Genomic DNA, 20,726 nt, shown 5'->3' on the forward strand with positions numbered 1-20,726 from the left:
TGGCATGGCGGGACGCGGGATGCGGATTCCCGAATGGAGCGCGACGCGAACCATTTAAAGAGTCTTGGTGGGCGGGGTTGACAACTGCCGGGGCGTCGAGCGTCCATGGACGTGGGCAACAAAAACCGCCCCAGCGAAACCGCAGAAAAGGCGCGCGACGCGCATGCGGAATCGCTATTGCCGACCCCTTTTTCGTGGAGGTGTTCTGCTATGACCGCGAACATCAATCTCACCCCCGGCACCCACGAGGCCCGGTCCGCCGTCGCCGAGGAGTTGCGTCACCACCCGGGCGTCACCGCCCGCAAGCTGGCCGGACAGGGGAACCTGCCCCTGTCGGTCGTGATCGAGGCGCTCGCGGCCATGGAAGCCGCTGGCACCGCCGCCCGCACCTCCGACCCGGCCAAGGGCAACCGTAAGAGCGCTGACGTCTGGCACCTCACCCCCGACGCCCCGGCGGCCGACGACGCGTCGCCGGACACCGCACCCGAGCAGGACGCCCCGGACACGACGCCGGATGCCGCCACCGACCCCACCGCCCTCACCGGCGACGCTGCGGCGGCCGATGACGCGACGTCCGACCCGGCCGACGCGCCGTCGCCCACCGGTGACGTCCCGACGGCTGACGCGGTCACCACGCCGAACGTGACTGTCACCGCCGACGCCCCGACCGACGCCGACACGCCGACCCCCACGAGCGACGCCCCGACGGCTGAGACGGCGCTTCCGGAGGCTCCGGTGTCCGGGGTGCCGGTGTCCGGGGCACCGGTCGGGGCGCAGCCCGACCTCAAAGTGCTGATCATGGCGGGGGTGCTCGGTGGGCATCCGGACGGCATCACGGCCGACGCGGCGATCAACGAGAGCGGCCTGTCGGTGGCGATGGGTGACACGATCCTCGCCGCGATGGAGGTTGCTGGGGCGGCCCGTCGCCTTCCGGTCACCGAGGAGGGTGACGAGCTATGGGTGATCGCTGACGGTGACCTTGCCACGGTGGACCCGGCCAACGCCCCGACGCACAGCACCTGCCCGACGTGTGGGCACACGCGCAAGATCCGTCGCCCGTCGGCGCGGCGGGTGGCCGGCACCGGTCGTGGAACGGGTGAGGTCAACAGCGACGGGTCGGTCAAGCTGGGCAAGAACGAGTTGCGTAACCGGGTCGAGGCGTTCATGCGTGACCTCGGCCCTGGCCACGATGTCACCCCCGGCATCGTCGCCCGTGCGATCGGCGGACGGAGCCCCGGGGCGGTCCGTAACGGCATGGACAAGCTGACCGGGTTCGGGGTTCTGGTCCTGACGCGTGAGGCCCCGGAAACCTACGCCCTCGCGGACAACCCGCCCGCCCCGACCGCCGAGGTACGCGCGTTCATGGCCGCGCCCCCGACCGACACCACCCCGCCCGTCGGTGACGAGACCAGCGCCGACGAGGCCGCCGCCGCGCCGGTAGTGGCCTGACCTACCGCCCCGCCGGGGCCGGGCATCGCGCTCGGCCCCGGCACTGGCACGCCCACCCACCAGGACTATGGCAGGAACCAACTATGACCACCCCTGACCATCCCCGTCACGCCCCCCCACGGCCCGATGCGTGCCCCGGGGTTGCTGCGTTGCCGCGCCGTTCTGCGGGTGCGGCTACCGCACGTCACCGTGACCGATGCCCGGCCCACCCGCGCGGACGGTGCGTCGTGACTGGCCCGTTGGCTACCGGCCCGGCCGCCGACCGGCCTGACATCCCGCCCTCGCTGGCCGCGCGTCCTCACGACGCGCGGCGTGGTTTGCCCATCCCGCCGGTCAACATCCATCCGGACGGGACGGGCGGTGGTTCGCACGTGGACTTCACCACGATTTACACCACCGTCTCGACCCGCCTCGCCGTCGAACGGAGGTGCTCGTTGTGCGGCGAGCCGATGGGGTATTGGGTGGCGTTCCTCGGCGGCCCCCGGGCGGCGGAGGTGATGCGTTACGCGGATCCGCCGGGGCACCCCGAGTGCATGACCGCCGCCCTGTCGCTGTGCCCACACCTGGCGCTTGGTCGGCACCGCCGCGCCCGTGCCGACCGGCTCGGGGCGGGCATCGTTCCGCCGGGGTCGCACGGCGACAAACCCGACCGGTATCTGTTGGGCGTCACCCGCGCGTATCGGACCCGGTTCATCCCCGAACACCGGTTCACCGTGTACCTACCGGCCCCGTTCACAACCGTGCACACCTACGTGTACGGCCCGGACGGACGGCTGCGCCCGGCCACCGACACCGGGTAGGCCGCGCCGCGCGACGGGCGTCAGATTCGCCGCAGAAACCTCCATCGACTCCAGTTGATCGCCTTGATCGACCCGTGGAGGTAGGAAACATTGCTATTGACGGCGTGATCGGGCCGGATTCCCGGCCCGCCGCCCACTCGAACACCACACGACCGGAAGGGGTGCCACCGTGGCACACGAACTGGAAACCCTCGCCAACGGCCAGACGGCCTTCGCCTCCGCACGGCTGAGTGCCTGGCACCAACTCGGCACCGTCACTGACGCCTGCATGACCGCGCAGGAGGTCATGAGCAAGGCGTGGCTCGGCGGCTGGGAGGTCCGCAAGATCGCCCTTCAGGGCATCGAGGTCACCGAGCGTGGGGTGACGAAGGTCGACTGCCCGGACAAGTACATGACCGTGCGTACCAACCCGGCCACCGGGCAGACCGAGTACCTCGGTGTGGTCGGCGAGGACTACTCGGTGGTGCAGAACGAGCAGGTCGCCGAGACCCTCAACCTCCTGGTCGACGCCTCCGGCGCGCACTTCGAGACTGCCGGCTCGATGCGGAAGGGCCGGTCGGTGTTCGTGACCATGAAGCTGCCGACGGCGATGCGGATTGCCGGGGTGGACGACATGGATCTGTACCTCGCGGCCACCACCTCCCACGACGGCACCGCCTCGTTGCGCCTCGACGCGACCCCGGTGCGGATCGTGTGCGCGAACACCCAGGCCCTCGCCTACCAGCGGTCGCGCAGCTCGTACACGTTCCGGCACACCGCGAACGTGACCAGCAAGATCGCCGAGGCGCGGCAGGCCCTCGGGCTGATGTGGACGGCGTTCGACGCGTTCGAGACCGAAGCCGAGAAGATGATCAACGAGTCGTTGACCATGGGCGAGTTCGAGAAGATCGTCGCGCAGGTGTGGCCCCTCGCCGACGACGCCTCCGACACGGCGCGCAACAACGCGAAGCAGCGCACCGCGACGCTGCGGTACCTCATTCGGGACGCGGACACGCAGAAGGCGATCAAGGGCACCCGGTGGGCGGGCTACCAGGCCATCACCGAGTACGTCGACCACTTCGCCCCTGCCAAGACCAACCTCGTCCGGGCGGCGAGGGCGCTGACCGGTGCCGGAGCGGACCTGAAGGCCCGCGCGTTCGAGCTGTTGGCGGTCTGAGGTGGGCCGGCATTGGGGCCGGCGCGGGAAAACCCCGCCCGGCTCCGGTACCGGCGCGCATCCCGCCGCCGACACCACCTCGCCCTCCTCGACACCCCCGCCTCCCCGGGAGCTTCCCGTGACGACGCTGCAGATGCCGGACCCCACCGCTACGGCCATGATCGCGCTGGCCAATCGGGTGTGCGCCCACTTCGCGGCGGCCGAGGTCGCCCGCGCGCTCGCCGAACACTCCACCAGCCAGGCCGAACACGCCACCCTCACCGCCCGCGCCGAGCACTGGGAAGCCCTGGTCAACCAGCAGTGGAACGCGCTGTGCGCGGCGATCCAGGCGACGGCACCCGACGGCGCGCAGGTCGAGCGGTTCCTCCCGGTCCGGCCGCTGACCACCGGTCATGTCGAGCTACGAGTCCACGACACCCACGCCCGACGCCTCATCGTCCTGCTCACCGGCGCGCAGGCCCTCGCCGTGGGCGCTCATCTGACCGCGTACGGAGCGGTCAGCCTCGACCGCAGCGGCCAGAAGCTCGATTCCGGCCTGCCCCACGTGAAGGCCGCCCCGCCGTTCTCCACCGAGGGGACCAGCTGGCCCCCGGCCACCCCCGACGGTGCCGACGGCCCACCGGCCGCCCAACCCTGACCGGCCCGTGCTGCGCGGCCCGGTCCCACCCCGGGCCGCGCGGCACCTCCGAGAACGGCTATCCCACCAACTCGCACCCCTGAACGGAGTCCTGATGTACCGGTCCCTGGAGTACGGCGACACCGCCCGGGTGATCAACCCGACCGATCCGGTCGAGTACCGCCTCGGCACCGTCACCGATGTCTGCTATCCCACCCCGCACACCACCTACGCCCGCCATTACACCCTCCGCTTTCCCACCGGTGACCAGCGCACCTACCCGGCGGCAAACATCAGGCGAGCCACCCGGGCCGACGACCGCGCCGCCCTGGAAGCCGCCCTCACCTCGGCGTGCGTGGCGGTGCGCGAGGCCTGCCATATCGCCCACGACTTCGACCCCGACCTGAGCGCCGGCACGGCGAGCCTGCTGCGGCGGCTGGTCGACCTCGCGACCCTGCGCCTCGGCCTGACCCTCGGCCCCGCCAACCCCGCCCGGCCGCTCACCCACCACCAGGAGGGAGGCGACCAGTGAGGCCACCCCACTCGCCGCAACCGGCAGAACCCGCCCACCCTTGCGCGAACGCGGAGCTCGACACGAGTGCGGCGCCGGTCCCGGAGCCGTTCTACTGCCGCCGCTGCCGTCGCGCCCTCAACGTCCGCCTCGACAACCAGGGCGTGATCGTCGAGTACCTGCACGCGGCCGGGCAGCGCGGCCAGCCCAGCGACCACCGCCCCGAGCCCGCACCCATCACCGAGATCCCCGATCCGATCATCGACTGTGACTTCTGCTCCGCACCCGACGCCGCCTGGATCTACCGGTGCGCCGACCGGGTCACCGACGTCCGTCGAGTCACCGCGCAGGTCGTCGCCGTAGGCGACTACCAGACTCGACACCACGCGGCACGGGCACGCCGCACCGACACCGAGCACGCCTTCACCCAGGCATGGGGCGAAGGCTGGTCGGCGTGCGCCCGGTGCGCCGACTTCATCGAGGCCCGGGACCTGTACGGCCTGATCGGCCGAGTGGTCGAGACCCTGCCCGCGAAACTCACCCGAGGCAAACACCTCATGCACACCCGGGGTCAACTCCACGAGCGGTATTCCGACGTGTTCGACACCCTCGTCCCCGGCCGAGGACGGATCACGCCTGGCCACCCGCTCGGCCTCTGGAACCACCCGACGGGGGAGGCACCATGACCGACACTACGGGACGGCCCGGGTGGCCCGCCCTCACCCACGCGAAGGCCCGCCGCCGGATCGGGCCGGTATGCGGCGCAGAGCACGTGCCGTTGGGCCGGATCACCGAGGATCCGCACCTCGTGACCTGCCCCGACTGCGAAGGGCTGGCCGACATCGACGCCCTTCCCGACGACGCCACCGCTGGTGACCCCCGTGTCATCGAGTTGCTGCGCGAGGCGAAGGGTGGCGCGTGCCGCAAGATCGACGGGGCGTTGGTGGACGCGACCACCGCCGCCGCGATCCTGACCGTGTACGACGCGCTCAAGCCCGCCACCCGCGCGAAACTGGCCGTGCTGCGCATCGACCGGATGGCGCAGGTGGCATGGAAGGTGCTGCGTCCACCGACGTGATCCGGCGGGGACGGTGGCCGGCGGGCACACCCGAGGGTGCGCGTAAATCCCGACCGGCCACCTCGCCCGCCACGGGCCACCGGGCAGACGACTGCCCTCCCGAGCCGGGGTACCGCGGACCCTACGGCCCGAGGCGCCGCGACCTCGACCAGGCGAGCGGCAGCCGCTGGCCGAGAGGAAGATGAAGGGTGTGGCACGACAGGTCATCGACGGACGGACCGCCCTCGACCGGGCCGGAGTCGCCGCGCACACCGGTGCGGCCTACTCCACGGTCATCCACTGGCACCGCCACCGCGTCCGCTTCGGCTTCCCGTCCGGCTTCGCCCACGATGGCCGGGAGTGGTTCTGGCTCGACGACATTGAGGCGTTCCATGCCGCCCACCTGAGGGCGAAACGCGCCGAGCTGACGACGGTCAACCGCCGCGGTGACCCGGAGGATCTCCTCGGCTCGGGCGCAGCGGCGAAGGTCTTCGGCTACGGCTCGTACCGCAACCTGCCCGACACCCTGCTCGACCATCCCGACCGGGTAGAGATGCTGCCGGACGGACGGGTCCGCCGTCTCTGGTTCCGCCGCACGGTGTGGGCTGTCGCTGACGCCCGTACCGGCCGGCAGTCCACCGGCCGTCCCCTCGGCGCGACCGGTGTCCGCCAGCCGCACCCGTACGCCGACGACCCTCGTCTCCAGGCCGCCGTCACGCTCCTTGCCGAGGCCGACGCCGCCGGGCAGGACCGGCGTGGACTCGGCGTGATACTTGCTCAACAACTCGGCATCACCCCGCGCACCGCGCAACGACTCCTCGCCGCTGCCGCCGACGCGGCCGGCGCTTCACCCGAGTAGGGGCACGAGGACCGACACGTCGCCCGGTCCACCCTCACGGACCGGGCGACGTGTTCGGTGGGCTGGTTCAGTCTTCGTCGTTGTCCACGACGGTCCGAGGCGTCGGCACCTCGATCAGGTAGCGCAACGCACCGTTGACGTCGGTGCCCCGACTGGCGGCAGTGCGCGCCAACACGTCATACACGTCGGCGTCGACCTCGATGGTGCGGCGCGTAGCGGGATGGTCGGTCATGTCTGGTGCCTCCTGACGGTGTTCGGCGTGCTGCCCGGCCGGGCAGCCGTGCCTATCCACGTCGACCTCCACGCCCCGATCAAGACCGACGGTCAGGGTGAACCGGGGCGGGGACACCGGCCTCTGCGGCGAGCGAAGCCACGAGGTGGGGCTCACCGGCGGCGGACAGCGGACGGGAACCGATGGCCGGAGAGGTCTTCGGCCGGATGGCGGCGAGGAGTTCCGACACCCCGCTGTTGCGGAGGGAATGGCCGTTGCGGCGTAACCGGCGCGCGAGGGCATCGCGGCTGACCGTGTGGCCTTCGCGGATCAGCTCGTCGCGGGCCGTGCGGGCGGCGGGCAGCAGCGGCACGAGATCCGCCGGGAGGCCCACGTCATCGTCCGCGTCGACCTCCACCGCGGAGACTTCATCCGCACGTGGCCCGCTGTCCCGATCGGTCAGCAGCGGGGTGCCCTCCGAGTTGTGGAGGGCCGGGTGCTGCTCGGGGACGGGCAGGTCATCGAGGCGCGGCGGATCGGTATGGGTGCCTTCCCGCTCGGGCGCGGTCCTCGGGCGGGCTGGCCTGTCGTCACCGAGAGCCGGCGGCTGTGCTGTCGATGTGGGGGCGGCGATGGGTGTGGGCGTCGCTGTGGCAGGTGACGGCCGAGGGTTCTCGGATTCGCGGCGGCGGGCGGAGAGTTCCACCAGGGAGACGGACGCGACGATGATGAGCCCGTCGACGGACAGCGGCAGAAGGTACGGCACGGTGCCGGTCTCGCCGTAGCGGGCGACGACTCCGACCATGTGGTGGTAGCTGATCCACGCCGCGATGGCGGCGATGGTCGAGGCGGCGATGACCCGGATCGCACCGAGCGCCCGCTGGTGCACGGGGATGCGAGTGACCAGCTCGACGGTGATCAGCAGGGCGAGAGGTGGCCATGCCGCGATGGCCTGGGCAATCGGGTTTGCCTGCGCGTGCAGGATATTCGCGGTGACCGAGGCGGCCACCCCCAGGGCCAGGGTGGCGCGTACAGCCCACTGCATCCGACGGAGCCGGGTCTCGGTCATGACGTCCTCCCTGCCCTGGAGACGGCGGGTGGAAGCTGGCGTTCGGCGACGCGGCGGGTGGCCTGCGACGGCTCGGCGTCGGCGAGATCGGCGAGGCGTTCCTCCAGCAGACGCAGGGTGCGCCGGACGGCGTCGGGGCGTTGCTGCCGGCCATGGATCCGCATGATCCGCTGGTACAGCTCCTCGTTGACCGGGTCCAGGTCGGTGGCACGTTCGAGGGCTGCCACCGCGCGGTCGGGATGGTCGGGTTCGAGGATCTCGGCGATGCGGGCGTAGGCGGTGAGGATCTGGTGGCGGTAGCTGGTGGCGTAGTCGACGGCCCACGCGTGGTCGCGGCCTTCGGCGAAGTCACCCGCGTACAGGTCGGTCGCGCGACGTAGGGCGGCGAGGGTCTCGTCGTCGTTGTCACTGATGGTGGCGTGGTTGATGGCGGTGAGCATGTGCCAGAGGTCCACGGTGACGGTCTGCGGGTCGAGGTGGTACCGGCCGGTGGCGGGGTCGAAGACGATGAACATGGGCTCGTCGTGGCCAGTCGCGGTACGCAGGACGCGGCGGGCGGTGGTGATGTCGGTGCGGACGCGCTTGACGGCCGAGGCGGGGTTCACGTCGGGGTGCAGGTCGGCGGTGAGCTGGTGGAGGGTGCGGCCGGCGGGGTGGGTGGCGAGGACAGCGAGGACCGTGTAGGAACCGCTGCGCATCCCGGTGGTCACCGGGCCGGCGGCGGTGGTGACCGTGACCGGGCCGAGGACCCGAAGGTGCACCAGGGCTGACGGGTCCTCCAGCGGGACCGGGCAGGGCTCGACGGTCGGCGCAGCCGGTGTGGTGTCGGCCGGATCGTCGATGTCGATGCCGGGCTCCGGGCGGGCCTGGGCGTCGGTGAGCATGGCCAGGACGGCGGCGAGGTCTTCCGCGCTGAGGGTGGACACCCGGTGCAGGGGGTGTGGGCGGTCGCTGCGGGTGGTGCCGTCGCGGGTGATCTCGATGCTGGGAAGGTTGTCGTGGGGGCCGAGGACGATCGGGTGGAGGTCCAGGGCGCTGCGGTGGGTGGCGATGGCCTGCACGCGGCCCGCGTGCCGGGTGGCCGGTTCGATGAGCAAGACGTACGGCGGCGGGGTCTCGGCGTGGTCGTTGCGGGCATGCAGATCGGCGATCGTGGTGGTGTCGAAGGTGTCCAGCAGCCGTCGTCGGCTGGTCATCTCCTCCTCCGCGTAGGTGACAGCGGCGTCGGTGTCGGCGAGGACGATCAGGCGTTCACCGTCGTAGGCGGTGCCGTCGGGATCCAACCCCACCACCGGGTGGCCTGCGGGCAGGAGCTGAGCCAGGAGGGCAGCGGTCGTGACGACGACCGGGCGGACGGAGGCGGTGTCGGCCGCGCCGGTGGTCAGCACTGCGGCGAGGACGGCGCGGGCCGCCGGAACGGCCCCTTCACCGTCCAAGGCGAGGCCGGACCCGGGGAGGCGGAACAGGCTCACCTCGGTGTCGTTGCTGTCGACTCCGATGGGAGCCGGCACGGTGGGGTGAGCGGGCTGGTTGTTGTCGATGAGACCGAGGTGGCGGCGGCCGATCGCATCGGCGTGCGCCAGAGGCGGCGGCACCGGGGCAGGATGCGGCGCGGTGCTCGCGGCCGTGGTGAAGGTCAGCCGGGCGTGGCGGCGTCGTTGAAGGCGTAGCAGCGTGGCGATGGCGGCGATGGCGGCGGCCAGACCGATGCTGATCCAGCCTCGCGCCGGCAGCACGATCCCTGTCTCATCGGACGGCTCGGTCTGGGGCCGCTCGGGCGTGGCCGATGTCGTGGGATCGGCCGTCTCTGCTGGTGTGCTCGGCGCAGTCGTGTGCGGCGTTGAGCGCTGCGGGGCAGGCGACGTGTGGGGGGAGGATGGTGCAGAGGGACTCGTGTCTGCGTCGGGTGCGGCGGGGCCGGAGTTGCCGACGGCCGGAGGCTTGGGGCGGGGTGGAGCGGGTACTGGCGTGGCCTGGTGGACGGGGATGGTGAGCTTCCAGCCGACGTGGATCGTGTGGGGGTTGGTGAGCGCGTAGCCGTTCGCCTGGCGGTGTCCCCGGTTGAGGGCGAAGATCTCCCGCCAACGGGTCGCGTCACCGAGATGCTCGGCAGCCAGGTCCCACAGGTTGTCTCCGGCCACGACCCGGACCTTCTCGCCCGAGGCGTCGGGCGGGGGATGGGCGCTGGTGCGGTTGAGGACCGGCAGAGAAGCGTGACGTGCTGATTCCGTCGTCGGCGATGGTGGGGCGGCCGTCGCTGTTGTCGACTTGGCAGCGGCTTCCGGGCGGGGAGGTGAAGGGTCGGCTGGCGATGGCTGGGGCGGGGCATCGCGGATCGTCGGGGTGGTCCTGTCGGCAGGTGGTGGATCGGTATTGGCTGCGGTGTGGTCGTGCGCGACGGCGGGAAGAACGGCAGCGGTCGTGACGGCGGAAGTACCCAGCAGCGCCGCCGCGAGCGCCTGCAGAGGGCCGGGCAGGTGCAGGGTGAGATGCCATCGCGAGCGAGTGGTGAGATGCCGGTGTGCGTGGTCGGTGACGGCGGTAACGAGGAGTACCCACAGTGCCCAGGCTCCGGTGTACCCCAGCACGGCCATGAAGCCGGCGGTCAGTGGCTGGTGCACCCATGCCTGGAGTTGGTCCGTAGACAGGGCGGGCATGGTGAGCCAGCCGACCTGGTAGAGCAGCGCTGGCGGTGCCAACGCTAGGGCTGCGGTGACGGTGTGTACGGCTGCTGCCGGGACTCGTTTCGCCATGGCCTGTCTCCCTCCGGCGTTGCCGCAGTTGGTGAGACAGACCGTAAGAGCGCGAGGGGCGACGACGGCGGGTTGAGGACCTTGCAGCACCTCACACTTCCTTACACGACCTCACAACCACAGGTCACAGCGCTACCGGAGTAGCTGCTCAAGTGGTGCGGGTGGGGAAAAGCGGCGACGTCGTCGAGGCCACAGGGTATGAACCTCGGCCGATCTTGCAGGTCCCAGTGCCGGGCGTTGACGGTTGCCGAGACATGCCAACATGTCTCAAGTGAAGCGCAGGATGGCTCTGTTCATTTCCGTGTCGGTCGTAGTGATGGGCGCAGTTGCCATGATCTGGCTCCGACATTCAAGGCCGAAGCTGGTGACGGAAGAGGATATCGGCATCGCGGCTGCTGCCGTCGCACTGATCACTGCATTCCTCACGTATCAGGCTGCATCAGAATCCCGGACGGCGGCAACCGAGTCGCGTCGAGCGCTGCAGCTGCATTTCCGACCCAGCAACGTCCGGCTCGGATTCAGTGTTCGAGATCCGGGCGACCCGCAATCTCAGCTCCTGTCAACACCTGTGTCCGATCCAGCTCCGTTGTGGGCAAGCATGATCTTCCAGGGTGATCTGCAAGACGACTATGAGGTGGTATGGATCGACGACAATGGAGTCGCTCGCAGTCCGCGTCACGTACGGCCTGAAATCTCGGGTCAGGAGATCACTGTCCAACTTGAGGGGATTCAGGCGGCGGAGGCGACGGACGGTTTTCGTCTGCCGATAGCTGCCATCCATAGCCTAAAAATATATTGTAAGGACGCCCATTCAGGGGCGCGGTGGTGTGCATCTTTCTCGTCGCCGCGTCAACCATTGGGCTCCTATCGTCTGCGCTTCGAGCTGGTCGAGAAATAGTCTCCTATCCAGCCTTGCTCCTTGAATCTTAGTTATGGGGTTTCATTCGGTCGAATTCATGTCGGTGGGTAGGTAGGTGGCCGACCATAAGATGACCAGAGAGGCAGATGCCGGGCTGGTGGGAAGACGAAACGGCGCGATTGCGGCGGTGTGCCATGACTGCGGCTACCACAGGAAGTCAGACAGAAATTGGCCACGTCTGGGAGCCTGATTGACCGCGGAGTCCGCTACTGACGAATGATGGTGGTAGAGATGGGGGCATCATCAACGTTGGCACCTCGGAGGCTCTGCCGGCGGCGAAGCTATAGCTCGGCAGCCGTTTGTGGGTGGCCGAGGGCGGTGAGGGCACCACTGGCGAGCCCGTGTAGGTCGGCGTTGTGCGGGTCAATGCTGATGCCGTCCTGCAGCAACTGTAGAGAGCGGTGTGGGTCAGGCTCCTTGGCGGCGAGGGCGGCGCATAGGTCGATGATTCGGCGGCGGGTTGCTTCGCGGTGAGGGTCTAGCCATGGCCAGGTGCGGGTGGTGGCGAGGTCGGCGGGGTAGGCGTCGAGGACGGTCTGCCAGGCAGCGGCGGTGTGGGTAAGGGCGGCGGCAGCCTGGTGGATGGTGGCATGAAGGTTCCACAGGTCAACGTCGATGTGCTTGGGGCTGAGGCGGTAGCGGTCATCAGCGTGATCGATGACCGGTAGGTCGCTTGCGGTCCGGATGGTGCTGCGGAGGTCGCTGAGGGCGGTGTAGAGGCGGCCGGTGAGGGAACGGCGGGGTAGCCCCGGCCAGATAGCGTCGGTGAGTTGTGCGGTGTTGGCCCCGTTGGAGTGGATGGCCAGGAAGACGAGGACTTGGAGGCTGGCGCTGCGACGGATGGCGAGAGGTTCGTCGTCGATGAGCAGTTGCGGGTCGCCCAGGATGCGCAGATGAAGCTGCTGCTGGGGTGTTCTGTGAAGGCGTTGGGGTCTGGGCCGGTCTACCTGGCGGGGCAGCGGCACGTCTGGTGATCCGGTGTAAGGGTGTAACGGCGGTTCGGTGGCGGTGTGGGGTGGTGGCGGCGCGGGGCGGGCGATGACGCTAAGCAGGTCGGTGGCGGCCGTCTGGTCCAGGACGCACAGCCGTGGGCTGGGCATGATGGGGTGGTGTGGGTCGTGCAGGTGGCCGGTGGAGTTGGCGTGCCAGTTCGGTCCGTCCGGCCGTTTCCCCAGAACGACCAAGAGGGCAGCGGTGGCGGTGCCTGTCGCCGCGAGTTGTGTCAACTGCTCTTCGTCGCCGTCGTGTTCGTTGAGAAGCACGATCGTCCGATGGTTAGGCCCACTCGACAGCTCGTCTGGACGCTGACCAGGGGAGGACTCCTCAGTGGCAGGGCCGTCTGGTTGGAGTAGCTGCGCTGCTTCGTCAATAGTGTCGACGATCGTCAGCGGCAGGCGTCGCCCGAGCGTCTCCGCAGCCGGTCCGAGCAGGAGGGCCAGCGTTGCCTTGGTGACGATCAACGACGTCGAGCTGGGGCGTTGTCCGGCCAGGATGGCGGTGACCAGCAGTCCTCGTCCGATGGGCAGTGTGCCCGGTCCGGTGAGGCCCACGCCGCCGACCGGCAGGGCTGCGAAGGGGGTCGTGCTTCCGTCCGACGGCGGTGCTGAGGGAGTGTCGGCGAGGGCGGCTTGGACGGCGGTGACGGTGGGCGGCAGTGGGGTGAGGTCGGTGTCGTCGGGGTGGGTGGGGTGGGGTTGGTAGTCGCGGCGGCGGCGTAGCCAGACCAGTGCTGCGGCGGCGGTGACCTGCTCGGCGACGTCCCGGGGCAGCCAGCCGCCGGCAACCGTAACCCCGTCCTCGCGTCCGGCCTGGTCGCGATGGTCGTCCGGGGCGGTCTCGTCGTGGAGTGTGGCGGTACCTGTTAGAACAGGCTGTGGCGGTTCCGGCGGGGTGGTGACGGTGTTGGTGGCGACGCCGAAGACGGCTGCGCCAGCCATTCCGCTGGCCGTCGCCTGCAGAGGGGTAGGAAGGGGTACCCGCCGTAGCCATGCCGTGGTCGCGCGGAGGCGGACGATGATCCGGACGGCGACGGTGTAGGCGACGAGCAGCCAGATCAACCACGCGCCGATGGCGAGTCCGGCGGTCAGGGTCTCCTCGGTCAACGGCTGCTGCAACCAGGCTCGTAACTGGTCCGTGGTGGGCCATCCGCGAAGGGGCGGTCCGATCACGGTCAGGAGCACCACCGGCGGGCCGACCAGGAACGCCAGAACGAACAGCAGCGACATCAACTGCCGTGGCCAGCGCATGTCACCCGCCTCGACCCGGTGGGCTGAGGGCAGTGGGGCCGGTGGCGGGGTGGAGGAGGCGGGTCCACACGCGTGCTGCCCACCAGACAGTGATGGCTATGGCGTAGCTGACGCCGAGGATGCCGGTGGATTGTCCGGTGACGATCGCGGCGCTGATCACCGCTACCGGGGCGGCGAGCACGATCCGGAACATCAGTGGTGTCACGAGCGCCATGACGGTGCCGATACCGAGGAGGAGTCCGCCGATGCGGGCGGTGAGGTCGATCCACACCACCAGGTGCGGCCATCGGTCGGCGGTGCGTGCGTACTGGAGGAGTCCCATGCCCACGGCGGCGGTGACGACCGAGCCGGTCGGTGTGGCCAGGAGCGCGGACCAGCCGCCGGAGGGTGTACGCCATTGTCGGGCGGCCATCATCGCCATGGCCACTGCGAGGACGGCGGTGGGGGCGATCGGCCAGAGCGCCCAGGTGAGGAACCCGCGCAGGGGTAGGCCGAAGTATTGGCTGATGACGACGGCGTAGAGGGCGGCGATGGCGACGCCGAGGGAGACCCCGGCGAGGATGCCGATGCTGACTTTCCCACCTTCGGTGCGGAGTTCGGGGGTGGGGCTGCGGGCGGCGATCAACGAGCCGAGGATGGTGCCGGCCGCGATGCAGGCCACCAGGGCGAACACGGCCGCCATCGTCAACTCGCCCAGGTTGAAGAGAACGTAGTAGTACACGCTCAGGGTGTTGTTGCGTTCGGCGGTCATCAGGGCCTGCCACAGGAGCGCCAGGGAGGCGAGGCCGGGTACCGCGATGGCGACGGCCCGCCGGATCGGCGGCACCGTCACCTCCACCGCCGCTACCCCCGCTGCGGGTGCACCCACCTCGGCGGCGCCCCGCGCCGCGACGAGTTGAGGCTCCGCCACCAGCACCGGCGTGATCCCCGTGTGCTCGGCGATGGCGGTGTCCAAGCGTGGAAGTTGGGCGCTGCCCCCGACGCAGTAGATTCCCGCGAGGTCGCCAGGGGTCAGTTCGGCGGCGGCAATGCACTGCTGGGTCAACTCCGCGACCCGTCGTACAACCGGCTGGGCGGCGGCGTCGAGCATGGCGCGGCCCGCGATCACCGGGTGGTGGCCGGCGACCGGCACGGTGACCGCCGGGTGAGAGCCCAGAGTTTCCTTCGCGACTCGGACAGTTTCGGCCATCACCCACTGGTCCATACCGCCGGCAGGCGCCTCCCGACCGTTGAGCACCGCAGCAGCCAACGCCAGGTCGACGGCAGCACCACCAGCCGCAGGGTCAGCAAGCGTAGCGAGGACCTCGAACCCTGCCGGGCCTCGGCGCAGCACCGTCACCTCGGCACCCGCGCCGACATCACACACGACAACGAAGGATCCGACCGTCAGCCGTACACCGGTGGCCACCAGGTGCTCCGCGACGGCCACCGGAGCCTCCACCAGGCGCGGCTGCCCGAGACCTGCCTGGTGCGCGACCTGTCGCATCCAGGTACGCCGACGCGGCCCCCACCCGGCCGGCACCACCAACCGCACATCCCGCACCGGCTCACCAACAACACCCTCGGCCTCCGCAGCAGCCCGCCGCAACGGCGCCGCCGCCAACTCCACCGCCTCAGCGCCGTCGACGACCGACTCGCCATCGCCGGTACGACCTGGATTCGATACGAACCGGTGCGGCTGCGCCTCGGCGGCCTGCCACGCCCTCCGCCCCGTCCACACCTGCCCGCCCTCGGCCAGGAACAGGCCACTGGGCAGATACGGCAGGCCATCGAACGGCAACACCGAAGCCCCACCATCAGCCCACGCCAACACGGCCACGGTGCTCGCGCTACCGCAGTCGATCGACAGCCGCGCTCCCCCCGCCCCCATGCACGTAGTCAAACATGAATGCCCATTCAAGTCACCTCCTGATCACGCACGAGAATCAAGGCTGGTCCGGCTCGTGGAACCCCTCCGCCTGAGTCCGAAGGGGAGAGCGGGGCGGTCTCGGCAGGTGCGCGTGGAGGTGACGACGGTGGCCAGTTCGCTCAGGGGGTGGACTGGGCACTGAAGGCGGAGGGACTGCGTTGCGGTCGCTGACGGGTTCTGAGTTGGCGAACACCATCCTCTGCAACCGGCCTGGGACTATTCGCAGCCAATCCCGTCGCCGTCCCGGTCCAGTTTCCGTGAGTACCCGGGGTCGCCGCGTCGGATCGGGGCCGCACCTGCCGCTCGTACCGCCGTGCAGTTGGCGTAGTACACGTTGCCGTTGGTGTCGTCGTAGCCGCCCAGGTCGCCGTTGCCGCCGCCCGGTTCGCAGGCTTCCCCGTCGCCGTCCCGGTCTAACTCGGGCCGGTAGCCGGGATCCCCCTCGAACAACGGGGCGTCATCGGCCGCCCTGACCGCGTCGCAGTTCTTGTAGTAGAGAGCAGGCTTCGGCTTGCTGGTCTTCTTCGGGGTCGGGCTCGGGGTTGGGGTTGGCGTGTCGGCAGGGGTGGGGCTGACGGTGGCGAGTGCCCCGCCGAGCTTCCGTACCTCCACCGTCGCGGACACGGTCGGCGCTGACACCGGCTTCGTTTCGTCGTTGTCGCTGAATGCGCCCATAAGGCTGCTGCCGCAGCAGCACACGCCGAGTAGTCCGGCGAGGGTGATGCCGATGGTTTGTTTGGTGGTGAGTGCTTTCGTTGCCGGCCGAGTGTGCTGGTGGTGGTCGAGGTGGCGGGATGGTCCGTTTAGACGGGCGTCTGTCGAGTAGACGACTGCGGGTCCGGTGGCGGCGACCCCGCAGCGCGCGGGATCTGCGTTCCATCTCCGGACCACGGCATCGGCAGTAACATCGCCTGCCGGGCGAGCGGGCCGCCGCCGACTGCTTTTCCGGTCGTGCCGTTGCTGCCGGCCCGCCAGCAAAGCGGCGGCGTATTGGCCGGACCGTGGAACCGTCTCCCCGCCCGTAGCCGTGACGGCACACGCTGACCTGGACATCGAAGTGCACCGACGTATGTATAGATCGTTAAGGTTCACCTGGCGGGACTCGGGGCAGACGTTTCTTGGCCTGGCCTGCGGTGAGCCGGACAGGCAGGTGTGCGATGCCGGACTGGGCGTCCTCACGCCTCGACAAACTCATACACATCGGAGTGTCCGTATGGCATTGATGTGGACGATGCCGGTCTGCTGACGGGAGCACGCACCGGTTAACGTGGTGTCATCAGATCATCGCTGGGGGTGGGTTGGTGCGGCCGAGTCGACGTCCACCGATCTTCCTCCAGCTGTCGCTCCTGATCATCGCGGTCCTGCTGGAGATCACGGCGAACTTCTTCGCCAACGATGAGTCGTCGCCGCTGGCTGCCGGCATCCGTGGGGCCGCCGGTCCGGCGTTGATCATCTTGTTGGTGGTGCTGATTGTCGGTAACGGCCTGGTGTTGTGGTGGCAGGCGCCGCGTAGCCCTCGGCCGGTGTGGCGGGCGGATCGCAGTCCCTATCCCGGGCTGTCCGCGTTCACCGAGCAGGACGCGTCGGTGTTCTTCGGCCGAGGCGAGCAGGTCACGGAGCTGGTGCGACGGCTGCACGAGTTGGGTGTGGAGGGGGCTGACCGGTTCCGCTGTGTCACGGGGGCGTCTGGCAGTGGCAAGTCGTCGTTGGTACATGCGGGGGTCGTTCCTCGCCTACGTGGGGACCGGTGGCAGGTGTTGCCGGCGGTCACCCCGGCGGGTGAGCCGCTGGGTGGTCTCGCTGACCTGGCGGTCACGCTGGGCGCCGCGGACCGGGCTTCCGCGTTGCGTGAGGTGCGGACCCGTCCCGATGGCCTCGCCCGTCAGGTGGCGGCGTGGCGGACCCGAACGGGGCATCGGCGTGGACGTGTCCTGCTGACTCTTGACCAGCTCGAAGAACTCGTCACCTTGTCCAGTGCCGCCGAGCGGGCCGCCTTCCTGGGGCAGGTCGCCGCCCTTTTGGAGGCCGACCGTCGGGTCTGGGTTCTGGCGACGATCCGGGTCGAGTTCCTCGCCGACCTGCTTGCGGGGTCGCATCCGGAGCTGTTCGCGAACCCGGTGGCGTTGGGCACCATGCGCCCGGCGGATCTCGTCACGGTCGTTGAGCAGCCTGCCCAACTCGCCGGAATGCGGTTCGAGGACGGCCTTGTCGATCAGATCGTCGCCGATACGGCCACGCCGGATGCGTTGCCGCTGCTGGCGTACCTCCTCCAGGAGCTGTACCTCGCGGCCGGTCCGGGCCGGGTGGCCACGCGTCAGGCATACCAGGCGCTCGGGGGAGTAGCGGGGGCGTTGGGCCGGCAGGCCGACGTGGTGCTGGCGGAGGTACGTCGTGACAGCAGCACCGACGATGTCCTGGCCACCCTGTTGCGGCTGGTGGCGATGGACGGTGTCGAGCCGACCCGTCGTCGGGTGCCGTTGCGGGAGTTGTCCGCTGAGCAACGGCGAGTGCTCGATGTCTTCACTGATGCGCGGCTGCTGACCACCGATGTGCTTGACGGTGAACCGTATGTGCAGGTGGCGCATGAGGCGTTGTTCCGTCGGTGGGTGCCGCTGCGGCAGCAGGTGCAAGCGCGGGCGGAGCAGTTGCGGCGGCGTACCGAGTTGGAGCGGTGGGCGGCGGACTGGGTGCATGCCGGTCGTAGCGGCGACTACCTGTTGACCGGGGATCGGTTGGCGTTGGCCGGCCATTGGCTGGAGGCGATGGAGTCGGCCGGCCAAGACAGCCCGGCCGCTCGTGCGCTGGTGGACGCGTCGCGGAGCAGGGACACGGCGTTCCTACATCGGGTGTCGGAAACGATCGGCCGGTTCGCGCTCGGCAACGTGGACCGGTTCCCGGAGTTGGCGGTGTTGTTGACGTCGGCCGCGCTGCGGGAATGCCCGCCCACACCGGTCGCGCGTCGCGCGTTGATGGCTGCGCTGGCGTTCAGCCACACCGAGGCGGTGCTGGCCGGACACACAGACGCTGTCCGAGGGGTCGCGTGGTCGCCGGACGGCGCGCACGTGGCCACCGGGTCGCGGGACGGCACCGCCCGGATCTGGCATGCCGACACGGGCACGGTGGTGCGAGTGCTGCGGGGGCACTCCGGGATGGTGGAGGCCGTCGACTGGTCGCCGGATGCCCGCCGGCTGGCCACCGCCTCCCGGGACGGCACGGTCCGGGTGTGGGACGCCGCCACAGCGGCTACGGTCGTTGTGCTGCCCTGCGGTGAGGTGGCCCGTGGGGTCGCGTGGTCACCGGACGGCTCGCTTCTGGGCGGGTCGAGCCGGGACCAGGCGGTGCAGGTGTGGGACACCACGACCTGGCAGCTCACCACCCGTCTACTCGGCCACGAGGGTGACGTGTGGGGTCTGCGGTTCGCTCCCGATTCGCAACGGCTGGCGTCCGCCTCCCACGACCGGTCCGTCATCGTCTGGGACCTCACGACCGGCCGCCCCGAGCAGCGGCTGACGGGACACGGCGACTTCGTCGAGGCCGTCGCCTGGTCTCCCGACGGTACTTGGCTCGTCACCGGGTCCGGTGACCAGACCGTCCGGGTGTGGGACGTGACGACCGGCGAGACCCGGCACGTGATCGGTAGTCAGGGCGCACCGGTGTGGTCGGTCGCCTGGGCACCGGACGACCGCACGATCGTGCTCGCCACCGGCGACGGCAACATCCACGTCTGGGACGTACGACGGTTGCGGGAGGTGGCCGCACTACGCGGACACGCGCAGGTGGCCTGGTCCGTCGCCCTGTCGCCCGACGGGCGACGGGTGGCCAGCGGCTCGGGTGACGGCACCGCCCGGATATGGACGATCCAACCACGCGGGGCCGAACAGCAGGTGCTCACCGGCCACGAAGGGCCGGTCACCGCCCTGGTGCTCGACCGCACGGCGCGGATCGTCACCGGGGGCGCCGACGGTACCGTGCGGGTCTGGCAGCCGGACGGCACCGCCGTGGTGTCGAGCTGGTCCGAGCCGGTGGTGGCACTGGCCTGCTCACCGACGGCTGACACACTGGCCGTCGCCCTGCGCGACGGTGCGGTTCACCTGATCGGCACCGACGACGACGTACGTCTCGACGGCGAGGCCGAGTCGCTGGCCTGGTCCCCGGACGGATCGCGGTTGGCGGCCGGCTGCAAGGACAACTCCGTGCGGGTGTGGGACATCCACACCCGCAGTTCCGCAGGCGTGCTGCGCGGCCACGCCGACTGGGTGAGTGCCTTGGCATGGTCACCGAGCGGTCGTTATCTCGCGTCCGGCTCCGACGACCGGACCGTGCGTGTCTGGGACATCGAACACCCCGGCGACAGCACCGTCCATTCCGGGCACCAGAACTACGTCGACGGACTCAGCTGGGCACCGGACGAACACCGACTCGCCACCTGCTCCGCCGACTGGACCATCCGCGTCTGGGACCTCACCGGCACCGACCGTCCCCTCGTGCTCAGCGGTCATGAGAAGCGGGTCCGCGCGGTGGCCTGGGCACCGGACGGCCAACGGCTGGCCTCCGGCTCCGACGACCGTACCGTCCAGGTCTGGGACGTCGACGACAACCAGGGTGAGGTGATCGGTGTCCACCGCGACGGCGTGACCAGCCTGGCATGGCTACCCGACGGAGCCCACGTCGTCACCGGCTCGGCCGACGGGACCGCCCGTGTATGGGCCGACTCCGTCGACCCGGACGAGCTGACCACCCGAGCCCGCACCCGGGTGTTCCGCGCGCTCACCGACGACGAGCGGCGAACCCACCTGCTTCCGGGCAGCGGGAACTCATAGCGTCTGCTCGACCTCACGGGCTTCTTCATCCACCAGGTAGTCGCCCGGGTCCAGCCCCAGCGTCTTGCGGCGGTCCGAGGCCCAGTAAGCGGCATTGGCCTCCTCGAACGACTCGGGCCCGTCATGGGAGATCACCCAGATGTGCTGACTCCGCGCAGCGTCCTTCCAGGAACCGTGGATGCCGAAACCAAGATCACGCCGCAGCGGCACGACCAGGCGCTGCCATTGGTCCACCCACTCGTCGAGCAGCCCCGCCCGGACAGTATAGATACGGATCTGCACCGTTCTCGCCATGCCACCACCCCCACCAAAGCCGTGCCGAGCCCTCTGTCACCGACCATAACCGAACCC

17 protein-coding genes are annotated in these 20,726 nt (G+C 69.9%); 10 read left to right on the forward strand and 7 right to left on the reverse strand.

The features are described 5' to 3' along the window. Positions 1-210: 210 nt before the first annotated feature. The 8 genes from GA0070623_RS29370 to GA0070623_RS29405 all read left to right on the forward strand — a co-directional run bounded on the left by GA0070623_RS29370 (position 211) and on the right by GA0070623_RS29405 (position 6,448). Positions 211-1,449, forward strand: a complete 1,239-nt coding sequence (locus GA0070623_RS29370) for a hypothetical protein (protein WP_067304596.1) — start codon at positions 211-213, stop codon at positions 1,447-1,449. Positions 1,450-1,820: 371 nt separating this feature from the next. Next, positions 1,821-2,249, forward strand: a complete 429-nt coding sequence (locus GA0070623_RS31270) for a hypothetical protein (protein WP_231932589.1) — start codon at positions 1,821-1,823, stop codon at positions 2,247-2,249. A gap of 169 nt (positions 2,250-2,418) precedes the next feature. Further along, positions 2,419-3,405, forward strand: a complete 987-nt coding sequence (locus GA0070623_RS29380; protein ID WP_067304595.1) for a DUF932 domain-containing protein — start codon at positions 2,419-2,421, stop codon at positions 3,403-3,405. Between the two features lie 118 nt (positions 3,406-3,523). Then, positions 3,524-4,042, forward strand: a complete 519-nt coding sequence (locus tag GA0070623_RS29385) for a hypothetical protein (protein ID WP_231932590.1) — start codon at positions 3,524-3,526, stop codon at positions 4,040-4,042. A 94-nt stretch (positions 4,043-4,136) separates the two neighbouring features. Then, a complete protein-coding gene (locus GA0070623_RS29390; RefSeq protein ID WP_067304591.1) occupies positions 4,137-4,553 on the forward strand; it encodes a hypothetical protein in 417 nt (138 codons plus the stop codon). After that, a complete protein-coding gene (locus GA0070623_RS29395; RefSeq protein WP_067304588.1) occupies positions 4,550-5,218 on the forward strand; it encodes a hypothetical protein in 669 nt (222 codons plus the stop codon). Before GA0070623_RS29390 ends, GA0070623_RS29395 begins: the two co-directional genes overlap by 4 nt. Next, positions 5,215-5,610 (forward strand): hypothetical protein, encoded by a 396-nt coding sequence (locus GA0070623_RS29400; RefSeq protein ID WP_067304585.1) that lies wholly within the window; start codon positions 5,215-5,217, stop codon positions 5,608-5,610. Before GA0070623_RS29395 ends, GA0070623_RS29400 begins: the two co-directional genes overlap by 4 nt. A 181-nt stretch (positions 5,611-5,791) precedes the next feature. Further along, positions 5,792-6,448 carry a hypothetical protein gene (locus tag GA0070623_RS29405; protein ID WP_067304583.1) on the forward strand — a complete coding sequence of 219 codons (657 nt, stop codon included), beginning with the start codon at positions 5,792-5,794 and terminating at the stop codon, positions 6,446-6,448. A gap of 67 nt (positions 6,449-6,515) precedes the next feature. Here the strand turns inward: GA0070623_RS29405 and GA0070623_RS29410 are convergent, their stop codons facing one another. Genes GA0070623_RS29410 through GA0070623_RS29420 form a run of 3 tightly spaced genes read right to left on the reverse strand, consistent with a single transcriptional unit; the run spans position 6,516 to position 10,481 of the window. Continuing rightward, positions 6,516-6,752, reverse strand: a complete 237-nt coding sequence (locus GA0070623_RS29410; RefSeq protein ID WP_067304580.1) for a hypothetical protein — start codon at positions 6,750-6,752, stop codon at positions 6,516-6,518. A gap of 7 nt (positions 6,753-6,759) precedes the next feature. Beyond that, positions 6,760-7,728 (reverse strand): DUF2637 domain-containing protein, encoded by a 969-nt coding sequence (locus GA0070623_RS29415; protein ID WP_084261154.1) that lies wholly within the window; start codon positions 7,726-7,728, stop codon positions 6,760-6,762. After that, on the reverse strand, positions 7,725-10,481 hold the full coding sequence (locus GA0070623_RS29420; RefSeq protein WP_067304579.1) for a BTAD domain-containing putative transcriptional regulator: 2,757 nt from the start codon (positions 10,479-10,481) through the stop codon (positions 7,725-7,727). The genes GA0070623_RS29415 and GA0070623_RS29420 overlap by 4 nt, the downstream gene beginning before the upstream one ends. Positions 10,482-10,752: 271 nt before the next feature. On the opposite strand from GA0070623_RS29420, the gene GA0070623_RS30230 reads away from it, so the two are divergent. Further along, a complete protein-coding gene (locus tag GA0070623_RS30230) occupies positions 10,753-11,379 on the forward strand; it encodes a hypothetical protein (RefSeq protein ID WP_157517484.1) in 627 nt (208 codons plus the stop codon). A 302-nt stretch (positions 11,380-11,681) separates the two neighbouring features. On the opposite strand, the gene GA0070623_RS29425 is transcribed toward GA0070623_RS30230, so the two are convergent. From GA0070623_RS29425 to GA0070623_RS29435, 3 genes are all read right to left on the reverse strand, one after another. Beyond that, positions 11,682-13,625, reverse strand: a complete 1,944-nt coding sequence (locus GA0070623_RS29425; protein WP_157747001.1) for a hypothetical protein — start codon at positions 13,623-13,625, stop codon at positions 11,682-11,684. Between the two features lie 22 nt (positions 13,626-13,647). Beyond that, positions 13,648-15,465, reverse strand: a complete 1,818-nt coding sequence (locus GA0070623_RS29430; protein WP_231932591.1) for an Hsp70 family protein — start codon at positions 15,463-15,465, stop codon at positions 13,648-13,650. A 306-nt stretch (positions 15,466-15,771) separates the two neighbouring features. After that, positions 15,772-16,194 carry an excalibur calcium-binding domain-containing protein gene (locus tag GA0070623_RS29435; RefSeq protein ID WP_231932592.1) on the reverse strand — a complete coding sequence of 141 codons (423 nt, stop codon included), beginning with the start codon at positions 16,192-16,194 and terminating at the stop codon, positions 15,772-15,774. 662 nt (positions 16,195-16,856) lie between these two features. On the opposite strand from GA0070623_RS29435, the gene GA0070623_RS29440 reads away from it, so the two are divergent. Continuing rightward, positions 16,857-20,375 carry an nSTAND1 domain-containing NTPase gene (locus GA0070623_RS29440; protein ID WP_067304570.1) on the forward strand — a complete coding sequence of 1,173 codons (3,519 nt, stop codon included), beginning with the start codon at positions 16,857-16,859 and terminating at the stop codon, positions 20,373-20,375. On the opposite strand, the gene GA0070623_RS29445 is transcribed toward GA0070623_RS29440, so the two are convergent. Next, positions 20,370-20,669 carry an NIPSNAP family protein gene (locus tag GA0070623_RS29445; protein WP_067304567.1) on the reverse strand — a complete coding sequence of 100 codons (300 nt, stop codon included), beginning with the start codon at positions 20,667-20,669 and terminating at the stop codon, positions 20,370-20,372. The two genes, GA0070623_RS29440 and GA0070623_RS29445, sit on opposite strands and share 6 nt — an antisense overlap. Between the last annotated feature and the right edge of the window lie 57 nt (positions 20,670-20,726).

The organism is Micromonospora rifamycinica, assembly GCF_900090265.1.
In the GTDB taxonomy this organism is placed as follows: domain Bacteria; phylum Actinomycetota; class Actinomycetes; order Mycobacteriales; family Micromonosporaceae; genus Micromonospora; species Micromonospora rifamycinica.